Below are 13,227 nucleotides of genomic sequence, written 5' to 3' on the forward strand. Positions count from 1 at the left end.
TAATTATTCCCCTTTAATCGCTTTAGTTAAATTCTTGAACTTACTTCCTAGGAAGTCGAGAGAGGCTTGATGCCTAATTTGGTTTTGCATGAAAAGGTTTCTTTCCAAATCCAAATCAACCGTGTTGCCATCTCCTGTATCAGGTTGGGTAGGAATTCGATACTTCGTTTCCCCGTTCACCGTTGTTGAGGCAGAAATGTGCCGACCATCTGTACGGCTAAGACCAATGCTTGCCCCAGAACTTGCCGCTTGCAGCGATTTCTTAAAGTCTAATCCTTTTGCTTTATACCCAGGCGTGTTTGCTTGCGCGATATTGGTGGAAAGCACCTCAGCGTTACGCTCACGTACACCAACTGTGTGCTGGTGAATGCCTAAAGCATTGTCAAAAGAAATAGCCATGTAAACCTCAACTCAAGAACTGACTGTTATGAGATAACCAAAGCAATATATATACCAACTTTTTAAACAAAGCGGGCTATCAATACTTTTACAGGTTACTCGTGGGTAAACTTGCAATATACAAGCCAAAAAATAGAGTAAATTGGAATGTCACTCTGACTTAAAGATATAGGTTAAGCCGGAAAAAGAAAACCCAGCACTTGGCTGGGTTTTGAAGTTAGACAGTAACGTTGCACCTAGTACTGGTGCCACTCATTACTTTAATTTGTAGATGATGCCTGGATTACAGCGAACCATTTCAAAACGATCCGTTAAGCCTGTTAACGATTCAGACGCACCCAATAATAGGTAACCACCAGGATTCAGGCTGTTTGCCATCTGGTTAAGTACCTTTGATTTCATATCAGGCGAGAAGTAAATCAGCACGTTACGACAAAAGATGATGTCGAACTTACCTAACAATGCATAGCTGTCCATCAGGTTCTGAGGGCGGAAATTCACCATGCGCTTAACGTTATCTTTCACTTTCATGCGGCCATCGCCCGCATCTTCAAAGAAAGTACGACGACGCTCAGGAGAAAGTCCACGTCCCAATGCAAGGTTGTCGTACGCGCCAGTGCGGCACATATCCAACATACTTGCTGAGATGTCAGTTGCGGTAATCGATACATTTGGCAACATACCTGGCTTACGAGCTTGAGTCTCAAGAATCGTCATTGCCATTGAGTATGCTTCTTGGCCTGAAGAGCTTGCCGCAGACCAAATCTTAATAGGACGTTTATTTGCCGCTATTTCCGGTAGAAGTTTATCCGCAAGCACAGCAAACGGGTAAGTATCACGGAACCAAAGTGTCTCGTTCGTCGTCATGGCATCGACTGCAGCCACGCGCAGCTCACGGTTTCGACCTGTTACTACATCTCTCAACAAATCAGACAACGAAGCTAACTTAAACTTCGTTACTAATGGGCTTAGACGGCTGCGCACTAAGTACTGTTTGCTGTCACCTAATACAATGCCACATTGAGATTCTAAGAAACGGCTGAAATCGCGATACTCTTGATCACTTATTGTTATAGCAGTCATTAATGTCTCTTTTAGTTAGTTAACGCAGCTTTTACCGCTGCACCAAGCTCATCGGGGTTGAACTTCGCGATAAAGGAGTTAGCTCCTACACGCTCAACCATGGCTTGGTTAAATACACCACTCAATGATGAGTGTAAAATTACGTATAGATCTTTAAGTTCGGCGTGACGACGAATCTCAGCAGTCAGCGTATAGCCATCCATTTCTGGCATTTCGATATCTGAAATCACCAATGAAATCTGATCATAAATACTGCCTTCTGATGACATCTCCACCAGCTTCTCATAGGCTTCTTTACCATCTTTCACCGAAATCACTTCAAAACCAATCGACTCAATCGCACGCTGAACCTGCTTACGAGCAACCGTTGAATCATCAGCAATCAAGATACGACGAACCAATTCTTTACCTTGTTCTACTTCTGCGATTTCTTCAGCAATTTTGCTGTCCATTGTTTCATCAACAGGAGAAATCTCCGCTAGAATTTTTTCCACATCAAGAATTTCTACCAGCTCATTATCAATGTTGGTGACTGCAGTCAGGTAATGGGCTTTGCCTGCACCATCTGGCGGCGGAAGAATCGATTCCCAGTGCATGTTAATAATGCGTTCTACTGAACTGACCAAGAAACCTTGAATGGTTCGGTTAAACTCAGAAATAACCACAAAACACTTTTCAACATCCGTTGTAGGACGGCCACCAATCGCTAAGCTCAAATCGATTACAGAGATCGTTTGGCCACGAATGTGTGCTACACCTTTAACCAGTGGGTTCAAGTTTGGCATTTTTGTCAGTTTAGGGCACTGAAGTACTTCTTTTACTTTAAAAACATTAATGCCGTAACGCTGACGCCCCATTAGGCGAAAGGTTAGTAATTCTAATCGGTTTTGACCGACGAGTTGCGTACGCTGATTCACCGAATCAAGAATACCCGTCATGAGCTCATCTCCATATCAAACTTTTTTGTATAAAAAGTGTTAGTCTACTGCAGGCTACGAACCACTAGAGAAACGGAATGATATATCATAAAACAAATCTGCCGCTTTTTTCCATAGCAATGTGTAGAGCTACTTTTAAAACTGTCGCTAAGTTTATCGGCATTTTATCAATATTGTTTAGTTTTTTTGTACAAGCTGCGACTCCAGAGCAAATTGAAATGATTCAGTCTGCGGCGGAACAACACATCCTAGAGACAGTTGAGCAGCCACAAGGCGGCGAACTCTTTGTTAACTCAGCAAATGTGGACTCTAGAATCAAAGCAACAGATTGCCCTATTCCTCTAGATACCAGCGCCTCAACCACCAGCAATACCCGCAGTAGTATTACGGTTTTAGTGCAATGTGTTCCTGATGAATGGCGAGTTTACGTGCCGGTACGTCTTTCAATGTCAGTACCACTAGTCACAACAACACGCTCATTAGCAAGAGGCGAAATCGTAGGTCAATACGATGTCACCACCGCTATGATTTCGCTTAACAAGTTTCGTCGCCAAGGTTTCACCGCTCCCCAACAAGTGATCGGCGCTAAGGTAAAAAAGAACCTGAGGCCAGGTGATGTTGTCGAAAGAGGCGATATCTGTGTCGTATGCCGAAACGAGAAAGTTATCATACAGGCAGTAAAAGGTGGCATGACCATTACCACCAAAGGGACTGCGCTTACGGATGGCTCAATGGGTGATCAAGTAAGAGTGAAAAATGATAAATCACAGCGTATAATTGAAGGTATTGTTACCAGCATGTCTGAAGTCACGGTTTACTTTTAACTCTTTACTTCTAAATTGACGGTATCGTTAGTTATTTTGCTCTCAACTTTAACGCCAAAATATAACGGCTGCGGTGTTTTGTCCCTTTTCGACTATTGAGCTAAAAATTGCTAAAGTATTCGAACCCTTGGTCGATATTGACTGTACAGGTTCCCATTTTTGAAGAAAAAGGCTTAACTATGGCAGGCATTGATAATATTCGTTCAGGGCAAACCCTAACGACCACTAACCGACCAACAGTACGCTCTGATTCTAGCTCTGAGGCATCACGTTCTGATGTGTCAACTAAATCACCAGCAAGCAAAGACGCGGTTTCACTAAGCCAACAAGGCAAAGCGATTGGTCAGCTCCATCAAGACATGGCAGCACAACCAAGCTTTGACTCTGTAAAAGTTGCTGCAATAAAAGAAGCAATTGCGAATGGTTCATACACTGTCGATCCAGAGAAACTGGCTGACAACATGATCAAGTTCGAAGATGAATTAAAAGGCCTTTAAGAAAACACTAACTTTTCATTGAAGTTATTGTCTTAAAGTACACGAGGTTATGAATAGGTTTACGTTATGGCGGCACTAGCAGATTTAGTTAATTTTCAACTTCAAAATGCCAAAGCCTTATCTGAATTACTAAGTTCAGAGAAAACCGCTATTACGAGCCGACAATCAAACGATATTGAGCGAATCGCCAAAGAAAAAGTGGTCCTTGTTGAACAGCTAAGATCAACCGATCAACGAATTGCTACCCATACCAATATCTCAGAATTGACCGAGAACCCTGAACTTGCTCAATTAGTCGCGACCATCAAGTCCATAGTGCACGACTGCCACCAAGCGAACCTAGTCAATGGCGAAGCCTTGAATCGAGCACACCTCAGTTTCAAAAAACTCAGCAATATGATGCAGCAAAGCCATGGTAAAATTGGTATGACTTACAATGCCGGTGGCCAAACGCATACGATTTCTACGCTGGGAACCAATGTAAAAGCCTAATTGGTCTTAATCTTCTTCGCCACAACACCCTTCTTGCTTGTATCTGTATCTGTATCTGTATCTCAGCCTACCCTTCTCGCTACACCGTCAAAGTCTCTCTAAACCTGTAAATGCTCCTAATAAACGATAAACACAAAAAAGCGGCAAGTATTTTCATACTTGCCGCTTTCTTAGTCATAACCGTTATTGGTTGCCGATACGCCATCTGGAAAGCGAGTGGCAGCCAATATAATTAGGTAAGCTATAACTGGATGCTCCTAAAACTAGAACAACGTTTGTTGTCTCTTCTCAGGCACTGCCTGAACTTCACCGTAATTACGTAGCTGTTCCATCTTACGGATATCTAATTGGAGCTCTGTTACATAGCTATCACCCACTGGGTAGCTGCGCACTACTTCTGCGCCACGGATTACGCCATCAACTGCACCAGAAGTACGTTCAGTGCCAAGGCGTTGATCTTCAAGCTCTGCTCGGCCGCTCACTCTCATGCCATACACTTGTTCAGCAAGTTCACGATAAGCATCGATCTTGGAAGCTCTCATCGCACGAATGCGCCTTTCCTCGTCGTTACGTCCCTTTTGCTCACTGATACTCGCGTAACCAACGGCAACTAAGTAATCGTCTGGCCTCATGTTTTGCAGAGGCTGACATCCAACAAGCAGCAAAGCGGCAACAACAAATATTAACTTCTTCATCTCGAACTCCTAGGGGCGAAGAATAACGGTGTAAGGCTGAGTCATCGTTGGATCAGAACGAATAATGACACCATCTTGAGTTCGAATGCTGTTCAGAGTATCTAGATCTCGACCAATACGATCCGCTGGCAAAAAGCCTTGCGCGGAAGCAACCACAATACGAGTTTGCATGCCTACCACACGAGCATTAACTAGAACACCGCCCTCTTGACGAAGCATAGTGCCTGTCAGCACGTACTGGACATCTTGCTCTTGAGCTAAGTCTTTCCAATCACGGCTTAATGCAAAATCACCTTGGTGAGTCACTTGGATCGAACCGGTTGTTTTAAAATCAACCACCTTGAAGCCACGACGCTGAAACTGATGAATAAAACCTTCTGAAACTGAATTACCTAGCCAGTTTGTTGTGTCCATGTGTTGCAGGTCAACAAACGAAGTAATCGCAATTGGGGTTCTTGCTGAAATACTCGTATTCGAAATGATCAAATCTTCAGTCATACTTTCCACGAAAAAGTCCATGGTATGACGAGGGCTGTCCATCAACATAAACTGACTGCCTGAATATTCAGACTTGCCGTTATAGATCGGCGAATAAGCGCATGATGTCAGTAACATGACACTCATTACTACGAGCCATTTTTTCATTCTCTAATCTCCAGATATGTTTAGTGCTACCTATTCCAATATGTTCTCACCATTATTCTTTTCAATGGATTACAATGTTGGAACAGTCTTTGCTTTTCATTAATGGTTCAGATTAAGAAAAACGCACTTAAGTCAGCTTCAAGCTTATAGTTATTTGTTAAGCAATATTTATACCCAACTGGTAACAAATAGATGAAAAAAATAATTTCTTACTTATTTTCAATAAGTTCACTGATAACCATAAGCTTCAGTGCTCATGCCTCTTGGTATGAAGTTACCGGTACAGCAACCATCGTATCGTCAGAAGAAGCCGCAAGAGTCCATGCGCTGGAAGACGCGGTATATAAAGCGATCCAGTTCTCAGGAGCCGACATTGGTAGCATTGCCAACCTCACGCCCTACCTCGACGCAAACAAGAAAGAGTTTCAATTTACCAACCATGAAGTGCGCTACATCTTGGTAGAAAAAGAGAAAAAACGCAGTGGCAATATAATGATCACCGCAAGGATCGACATCTATCCTTCGGCAAATGCTTGCCATGAGAGCCAATATAAGAAGACATTTTTGGTCGGCAACATTGATGTGACCTCCCCTCAGCAAGCTGTAATGGGCAGAATCTATAATATTGGTGATGATTTTAGCCATGTCGTTGACCGACAACTGGCGCAAGAATCTCGCAGCTTTGTTTCAGTTGGCACAACCAATTACGACATCGACAAGCGTCGACCGGAAGTGATCAAAATGATCGCACAAGACACGGGAGCACAGTACATCATTGGTGGTGATATCACCGATTTAACTGCGACCATTGAATCCAAGCTTCTTAAAGACGACATTATAAACCGCCAGTTTGCCTTAGAAATGCAAGTCTTCGATGGCAAAACAGGTCATCAGGTTTATAACCGTAGCTATCGTGAAGTGGCAAAATGGCCTTTTGCTAAGACCAGTGAGGTTGATACGCGCAGTGCTCGTTTCTGGGCATCAACCTACGGCAGTATGATGCTTCGCGTCAGCCGCAATATTATGTTGGACTTAGAATCAGAAGTATCATGTAAAATCACGCTTCCAGAGGTGGCTGCAGTATTTGGTAACACGGTGACCATTGATTTAGGTCGAATGCATGGCGTTCAACAAGGTGACAAACTGCAACTGTGGCACACCGGTTCGTTTATCGACCAACGAGGTTTACCGCGTAACAAGGTATCTCAAAGTGATATCACGCTAACGGTTTCTCGCGTTTATGAGAACGAAGCTGAACTCACGATTGATCAACCTAGCCTTGCTGGAAGCATTCAAATTGGTGATGTAATGCAGAAAATCATGTAGTTAGCGACAAGCTCACTTCATAGTTTCTAATATAGCCTTAGCACTTTTGTTAAGGCTTTATTTTTTTCATGATGATTAGTTTCGGTTTTAACGTATTTGTCGTAACCTTATTAATAACATAATCATCATTTAGCAAACTATGAGCCAGAATAATCTAATTGGTGCGACCGGTTATCGATTTATATCGAAAGGCCAAACCGCTTTTAAAATCCACATCCATACTCCCGAAGATACGGTGTTACATCGTTCTGTCGGTTTTGTTCGTATGGGTGAAGACAAAGCACTAAAGAAAACCATCAAGTTAAGAGATGAGCTTGGCAGAAAGCTCTGGGGAAAGTTTTGGCCAAAAGTCCTTAGAGAGCCCTATCTGATGACGCGTTTACCGCACAGTTTAGAACCTAAAATAGTATTCAAACCAAACCCGACTCAGACAGATCCCGAACATCGAGATGAATGCTACATCGCTAAGTGGCGCGTATTCTCTGAAAGTGGTGAATACAAATACAGAACCAAAGTATGCTCTATAAGGAAGCACGGGCGACTCGCCGCCTACAGCCAAACCAAACGAGCGCTGCTTGAAGCCCACAAAGATGTGATTGAGTTACTTATCTTTATGGGACGATTGAACAGCATCGACCTGAAGTAGCATCAACTTCAGTAAAGCGAGTAAGCTAAGAATCAGCTTCCCATATTTAACAGATACAGAAACAGCCGCATTGCGGCTGTTTTGATTTATAGGCTTTATCATTATGGTGCTTTAGCAGATTGCTACACCTTAATCGACCACCTAGCTTCGGCATATCTCCGACAGTGTCGTCAGTCGGCGTTTTGATTCTTTCACATAGGGGTTACTTTGATCCCATGCGTAACCAGCCAAAATAGAACACACCATTTGCTTAATCTTCGGGTTGGGATCTTGATAGAAAATCACATCCTGCAAAGTACCTGAGTACCATCCCTCAACATAAGTTCTAAAGGTGTTGACTCCGGTCATCAATGGATCTGCATAATCACGATCCCAATCAACCTTCTCACCATTGAACTGCTTTTCTACGCACTCAACCGCAAACTGAGCCGATTTCATCGCAATTGTCACGCCTGATGAAAACACAGGGTCAAGGAACTCACCGGCATTGCCCAAGAGCGCATACTTGTCTGTTGCAAGGTGTTTTACGTTGGCAGAATAACCACCAATTTCGCCCGCAGGGTTCGGGTACTCTGCATTTGCCAGTATCTCAGCCAAACCCGGCTCTTCTGTTGCCAGTTGCTTAATCGCGGCAATCTTATCTTGTGGGTATGATTCAAAGAACTTAGGCTCCCCGACAATACCAAACGAAGAAACACCGTTGCTAAATGGAATCAACCAGTACCAAACATCAGGGTTGGTTGGATGCACCGAGATCAGGATTTTGTTACGGTCATATTCTAGATTGGTATCAATTTCTGCAATATGATCGTTAATGTGCGTAAAAATAGCTTTGCGTGGAGGAAGCGATGATGGCTCTTCTAAATCGAGCATCTTCGGTAACACGCGACCAAAACCACTGCCATCCAGCACGTATTGAGCTTCTAGCTGATAGCGTTCTCCATCAAGCACTTGTACGTCTAAAATGGTGCTGTCTTCAGTGAAGTTAATACCCATCAACTCATGTTGATAATCGATGGTCACACCTTGCGCTTCAGCCGTGTCTGCTAACACCTTATCAAAGGCACCTCGCTGAACCTGAAACGTGGTTCCCGGCCCAGCAGAGAACTTATCTTCAAAATTAAACGCGGTGTACACGCCATTTTTACGAAAAGCGGCACCATCTTTGAATTGGAAGTTAGCGTCAGCCACCGCTTCGCTCATGCCAGCTTGTTCAATCACTTCCATGCAAGCCGGTAACAAGCTTTCACCAATAGAAAAGCGCGGGAAAAGGCTCTTTTCAATCACTCGAACATCGATGCCTTTTTTGTGAAGCAAAGACGCGGCAATAGACCCTGATGGCCCAGCTCCGATGATCACTACTTGAGTTGACAGTTTTTTCATTATTTAAGCCATGTTTGTTATTTTTATTGCGCGCCAGCTTTCAATTCAAGAAGCGTGTGACCAAGACCGATGTCGTCGGTACGAGTTACCACTTCAAAGCCCGCTTCTTCAACGATCTCTAGGAAATCTTCACTACGGTAAAAACGGCTGTTGCCATTTGCCAAGCAGGTAAAGTAGAGAGACGTCGCGTTTAAGCTATAAGAAGCCGCATCGTATTTCTGTGCATCCCAAAACAGTTCAAGGATATAGACAGTCGCGTCTTCTGACATATGAGAGCGAACACGCTTTAATATGCTCAGAATTTCCATTGGCGAGAAGCAATCAAGGAACTGGCTCATCCACCACACATCCGCGCCTGTCGGCAACGCTTGTTGTTTGTCGAGCATGTTGGCTGGGAATGGAGTCACTCGGTCTCGATGGCCATGTTGTGTCGCGTTTGCCATTGCCATTTCTAGTTGCTGTGGCAAATCAACAATCGTAACCTCAACGTCGGAGTCATGGTTGCAGCACTGCATTGCCCACTTACCGGTGTTACCACCGATATCCACCAGCGATTTAGGTTTCTTGCTGAAGACTTTCTCAAGCAAAACAGGGAACGAACGGTCCGAATAGAAGTGATCGAACTTAAACCAACTCTCTTTGGCTTTTTCTGGCAATTGAGACAAGCCTTGGTAAATGGTTTCCCAATCACCCAGTTCTTTCAGGCCGGCAGGTGTGCCTTCTTCAATCGCTTCGGTTAGATGCATCATCGCTGCGTAACAAACATCGGCTGTGAAATCCATGTTTGCGTTGGTCATACCATCGTGCAGAAGGTAAAAACCAAGGTTGGCCATTTTATAGTTAGGTTTGTCCCAAGTAACAATATGAGCACTTAACGCCATATCAAGCAGAACTTTTACGCCGTACTCAGATACGCCCGTTATTTCCGAAAGAGTCTCTGCAGGTAAACCATCATTACCCGCGTCATCTAACGCTTTCAAGATACCTAAATCACGAAGTGTACGGGCAGTATGAAAAACAATGGGAGCGAAAGACAATTTCTGCGCTTCTGTTTTTGCTTCTAATGCGTTGAATGGATCTAATTTATATTCCGACACGAAAAACCTAACTTTAAATAATAGAGGATTACTCAGCTGCCATTTGTGCAAGCTTACGTTTAATATCAACGTTTAAGTTATTAACCCAACGGTTGTAATTACGGTGTATTTCACCATCGTCGTACTTCAAATTCTCTGATTCAACGTAAAGAATAGAGTAAAACTTGTCACTATAAGGAATTTCAATCACAGCATGGTGTGAACGAACATACAGTTCTGCACGGATCAAGCTAGGCTTTATTTCTGAAACCAACCAGCCTCGGTTTTCAGCAGACTCATAAATAGCTGATTTCACCTGTTTACTTTGAAGATTAAGTGCAACTGGAGTATCCTCAACATTCATTACAGGTTGGACACGTCCACACCCTGCAAGAACGAATATGAATAACATTGAAACGGCTATTTTTAGTAATTTCATTTAAATTCCTTACCTGTGTTTATTTATAAGCACGCATAGTATTTAGTTAGACCCAAAGCAAATCAATACTCTATGTCAAATCAATCCCAATTAATGTCGTTTAATATTGAGAAATGGTCTGCAAATTCTGCGGGGCTCAATTCCGTTGCCGAATGGCAAACATGGAGCACAAATTTAGATTGGTCACAAGATGGCTCAACTGAATTTAAAGCCATCCCGCCGATGATGCGTCGCCGAATGAGCCTGCAAAGTAAGCTTGCCGTCCAAACTGCATTGACTCTATTAAAAGACACCTCGGTTGATTTTCTGGTTTTTGCCAGCCGACATGGTGAGCTGCACCGAACTGCCACATTGATTCAATCAATCTTAGAAGGTGATGACGCCTCACCAATGGCGTTCTCGCAGTCGGTGCACAATACCGCTGCTGGTCTCACAACGATTGCCGCAAAAGCGCCGATTCCACTGACCTCTATCGCTGCTGGGCAAGATACTTTCCACAATGCTCTGATCGAAGCTTATCTTTACCTACATCAGTATCCGTCACATCGTGTGCTCGTCATTGATTTCGACCAGCCTTTGCCTGAGCTTTACCAAGAATACGAAACACAACACTATGCTGATTATGCTCTGGGCTTAGTGCTCACGACTGGCGGTGAATACTCTATTACTAGAACAGTAGAAGCCAACCAAGCATCTTCCGGGTTACCACAAGGGCTACAAACGCTCCAGCATATCTTATTGGGTACAAATAAGTGGACTGTTGCTGGCAAGCACCGAGCTTGGTCGTGGATAAATAACGCCAAGGCAGGAACACAGCAATGAGCAAGTTAGACCAATATTGGCGAGTGTTTGCGACAGGATTCTGCTTTACCACCTTTGGGCTGGGAGGCTTAGTATTAAGCTTCATAATCTTACCTTCTATTGCGATAACGACACCCAATACCATTGAAAGAGAGCTCAAAGTTCAGCGATTGATTCGTTTCTCATTCAACGCCTTTTGCCAAATCATGAAGTTCACCGGCGCAATTGATTACAGAATTGATGGTGCCGAACTGCTACGCGAAGATCGCAACTGCATCATCGTTGCCAACCATCCGAGCTTAATCGACTATGTGCTGATCGCCTCTCAACTTCCTCAATGTGATTGCCTAGTTAAAGCAGCTATATGGGAAAACCCATTTATGAAGAGGATTGTTAAAGCGGCGGGTTACATACCCAATCAAGCACCTGATGATCTTTTAGAACGTTGTGAAGAACGCTTTTCACGTGGCAATGTACTGCTGGTTTTTCCCGAAGGAACTCGCACAACGCCAGGAATTGAACCATCCTTACAACGTGGTGCGGCGCAAATTGCTACTCGAACACAAACCGATTTACGCGTGATTCATATTACGGTTTCTCCGACATTCTTAACGAAAGAGAAAAAATGGTATCAAGTTCCTGCTACGAAACCCTTTTTTCATATCGCGGTGAAAGGTAAAATAGAAGTCGCACCATTTATTGAGAATGCAAATAACTTAACTTCGGCAGCAAGACGCCTTAATCATCATCTTGCACATACTATATTCCCTTCCGAAGAAAACATTTAGCTAATCAATAAAACAACCGGCGATATCGGCATTTCGAAAATACATCGCATAATGTAGAATCGCCCCCTTAAAGCAGCATTCAGATAAAGCATTAAGTAGGCCAAAGTGGAAACATTACACAACGAACTGAAACAACTGATCATCGACGCATTGAACCTTGAAGACATGAGCATTGATGAGATTGAAACAGAAGCTCCACTATTTGGTGATGGACTTGGACTAGATTCTATCGATGCACTTGAGCTTGGTCTTGCTATCAAGAAAAAGTACAACATTGTTATCGATGCCGACGATTCAAACACTCGACAGCACTTTGCGTCAGTTGAAAATCTAGCGAACTACATCTCTTCTCAAACAAACAACTAGACAGATCTTTATGACACAAGCGAACCAACAAGAAGTATACAATCAGGTTAAAGATGCGCTTATTGAGCTGTTTGAGCTTGATGCCGAAGATATCACGCCTGAAGCACACCTTTATCTCGACCTAGACCTAGACAGTATTGATGCGGTTGATTTGGTCGTTCATTTACAGAACGTAACGGGTAAGAAGATCAAACCTGAAGAGTTCAAAGCAGTACGCACCGTTAATGACGTTGTGGAGTCTGTGGTTGAACTATTGAAGGACGCCTAATGCGTCCTCTGCTGACTTTATTGTCGGCAATCATACTTTTCACTTATCCAATAGCGGTTTACTTTGGACTCAACAAGTTTGGCCTACAAACCGTTGGTATCGTCTTAGCCGCTATCTTTGCTGTCCGCATTTTCACCGGCGGTCAGGCTAAGATCAAAGAGCTAAAACACCTAGCTTGGATCAGTGGAAGTGCCGGAATTGTTCTACTGGCATTAGGGTTAGCCTTCAAACAGCATGGCTGGTTAACCTATTATCCCGTCATCGTTAATGTTTGTATGTTGGCTGTATTCGCTTCAAGCCTATGGCAACCGCAAACGATTATCGAGCGTCTTGCTCGACTCCAAGAGCCTGAACTTCCGCAAAGTGGCGTTGATTACACACGAAAAGTCACCAAGGTTTGGTGTTTATTCTTTGTTATCAATGGCTCTATCGCCCTTTACACCTGCTTCCAGTCTCTTGAAATCTGGACCCTATACAATGGCTTACTCAGCTATTTGTTCGCCGGGTTACTCTTTGCAGGAGAGTGGGTGGTAAGACAGCGCATTCGTCAGAGTTAAATTG

18 protein-coding genes are annotated in these 13,227 nt (G+C 43.5%); 10 read left to right on the forward strand and 8 right to left on the reverse strand.

The window, feature by feature from the left end; translation table 11 throughout:
* Positions 1–3: 3 nt before the first annotated feature.
* The 3 genes from flgB to AACU28_RS20600 form a co-directional block, all read right to left on the reverse strand.
* Positions 4–399 carry a flagellar basal body rod protein FlgB gene (flgB, locus tag AACU28_RS20590; RefSeq protein WP_004736175.1) on the reverse strand — a complete coding sequence of 132 codons (396 nt, stop codon included), beginning with the start codon at positions 397–399 and terminating at the stop codon, positions 4–6.
* Positions 400–654: 255 nt separating this feature from the next.
* Complete coding sequence (locus tag AACU28_RS20595) at positions 655–1,482, reverse strand: protein-glutamate O-methyltransferase (protein ID WP_004736174.1); 828 nt, start codon at positions 1,480–1,482, stop codon at positions 655–657.
* Between the two features lie 11 nt (positions 1,483–1,493).
* Positions 1,494–2,420: a chemotaxis protein CheV gene (locus AACU28_RS20600; RefSeq protein WP_004736173.1), complete on the reverse strand. Its 927-nt coding sequence runs from the start codon at positions 2,418–2,420 to the stop codon at positions 1,494–1,496.
* Between the two features lie 77 nt (positions 2,421–2,497).
* Between AACU28_RS20600 and flgA the strand changes: the two genes are divergently transcribed.
* The 3 genes from flgA to AACU28_RS20615 all read left to right on the forward strand — a co-directional run bounded on the left by flgA (position 2,498) and on the right by AACU28_RS20615 (position 4,233).
* A complete protein-coding gene (flgA, locus tag AACU28_RS20605; protein WP_017085300.1) occupies positions 2,498–3,244 on the forward strand; it encodes a flagellar basal body P-ring formation chaperone FlgA in 747 nt (248 codons plus the stop codon).
* A 179-nt stretch (positions 3,245–3,423) separates the two neighbouring features.
* The gene (flgM, locus tag AACU28_RS20610; protein WP_004736171.1) at positions 3,424–3,741 is read left to right on the forward strand and encodes a flagellar biosynthesis anti-sigma factor FlgM; all 318 of its coding nucleotides are present in this window, start codon (positions 3,424–3,426) and stop codon (positions 3,739–3,741) included.
* Positions 3,742–3,807: 66 nt separating this feature from the next.
* Positions 3,808–4,233 carry a flagella synthesis protein FlgN gene (locus AACU28_RS20615; protein WP_004736170.1) on the forward strand — a complete coding sequence of 142 codons (426 nt, stop codon included), beginning with the start codon at positions 3,808–3,810 and terminating at the stop codon, positions 4,231–4,233.
* Positions 4,234–4,496: 263 nt separating this feature from the next.
* On the opposite strand, the gene flgP is transcribed toward AACU28_RS20615, so the two are convergent.
* Complete coding sequence (gene flgP, locus AACU28_RS20620) at positions 4,497–4,928, reverse strand: flagellar assembly lipoprotein FlgP (protein WP_004736169.1); 432 nt, start codon at positions 4,926–4,928, stop codon at positions 4,497–4,499.
* 9 nt (positions 4,929–4,937) lie between these two features.
* Complete coding sequence (locus tag AACU28_RS20625; protein WP_004736167.1) at positions 4,938–5,573, reverse strand: FlgO family outer membrane protein; 636 nt, start codon at positions 5,571–5,573, stop codon at positions 4,938–4,940.
* Between the two features lie 192 nt (positions 5,574–5,765).
* Between AACU28_RS20625 and AACU28_RS20630 the strand changes: the two genes are divergently transcribed.
* Positions 5,766–6,899: a flagellar assembly protein FlgT gene (locus tag AACU28_RS20630; RefSeq protein WP_121603519.1), complete on the forward strand. Its 1,134-nt coding sequence runs from the start codon at positions 5,766–5,768 to the stop codon at positions 6,897–6,899.
* Between the two features lie 139 nt (positions 6,900–7,038).
* Complete coding sequence (locus AACU28_RS20635) at positions 7,039–7,545, forward strand: hypothetical protein (RefSeq protein WP_017084506.1); 507 nt, start codon at positions 7,039–7,041, stop codon at positions 7,543–7,545.
* Positions 7,546–7,686: 141 nt separating this feature from the next.
* On the opposite strand, the gene AACU28_RS20640 is transcribed toward AACU28_RS20635, so the two are convergent.
* The 3 genes from AACU28_RS20640 to AACU28_RS20650 are packed head-to-tail and all read right to left on the reverse strand — an operon-like array spanning position 7,687 to position 10,443.
* Positions 7,687–8,928, reverse strand: a complete 1,242-nt coding sequence (locus AACU28_RS20640; protein WP_121603520.1) for an NAD(P)/FAD-dependent oxidoreductase — start codon at positions 8,926–8,928, stop codon at positions 7,687–7,689.
* Positions 8,929–8,951: 23 nt separating this feature from the next.
* Positions 8,952–10,025, reverse strand: a complete 1,074-nt coding sequence (locus tag AACU28_RS20645) for a methyltransferase (protein ID WP_017095992.1) — start codon at positions 10,023–10,025, stop codon at positions 8,952–8,954.
* A 28-nt stretch (positions 10,026–10,053) separates the two neighbouring features.
* Complete coding sequence (locus AACU28_RS20650; RefSeq protein WP_121603521.1) at positions 10,054–10,443, reverse strand: hypothetical protein; 390 nt, start codon at positions 10,441–10,443, stop codon at positions 10,054–10,056.
* A 72-nt stretch (positions 10,444–10,515) separates the two neighbouring features.
* On the opposite strand from AACU28_RS20650, the gene AACU28_RS20655 reads away from it, so the two are divergent.
* From AACU28_RS20655 to AACU28_RS20675, 5 genes are all read left to right on the forward strand, one after another.
* The gene (locus tag AACU28_RS20655; protein ID WP_183091204.1) at positions 10,516–11,265 is read left to right on the forward strand and encodes a beta-ketoacyl synthase chain length factor; all 750 of its coding nucleotides are present in this window, start codon (positions 10,516–10,518) and stop codon (positions 11,263–11,265) included.
* Entirely contained in the window at positions 11,262–12,032 is a 771-nt protein-coding gene (locus tag AACU28_RS20660) for a lysophospholipid acyltransferase family protein (RefSeq protein ID WP_017088083.1), read from the forward strand. The genes AACU28_RS20655 and AACU28_RS20660 overlap by 4 nt, the downstream gene beginning before the upstream one ends.
* Before the next feature lie 105 nt (positions 12,033–12,137).
* Complete coding sequence (locus tag AACU28_RS20665) at positions 12,138–12,398, forward strand: phosphopantetheine-binding protein (RefSeq protein ID WP_004736154.1); 261 nt, start codon at positions 12,138–12,140, stop codon at positions 12,396–12,398.
* Positions 12,399–12,408: 10 nt separating this feature from the next.
* Positions 12,409–12,666 carry an acyl carrier protein gene (locus AACU28_RS20670; RefSeq protein ID WP_004739745.1) on the forward strand — a complete coding sequence of 86 codons (258 nt, stop codon included), beginning with the start codon at positions 12,409–12,411 and terminating at the stop codon, positions 12,664–12,666.
* On the forward strand, positions 12,666–13,223 hold the full coding sequence (locus AACU28_RS20675) for a COG4648 family protein (protein ID WP_017084500.1): 558 nt from the start codon (positions 12,666–12,668) through the stop codon (positions 13,221–13,223). The genes AACU28_RS20670 and AACU28_RS20675 overlap by 1 nt, the downstream gene beginning before the upstream one ends.
* Positions 13,224–13,227: the final 4 nt, after the last annotated feature.

This window comes from Vibrio sp. SBT000027, assembly GCF_963894355.1.
In the GTDB taxonomy this organism is placed as follows: domain Bacteria; phylum Pseudomonadota; class Gammaproteobacteria; order Enterobacterales; family Vibrionaceae; genus Vibrio; species Vibrio splendidus.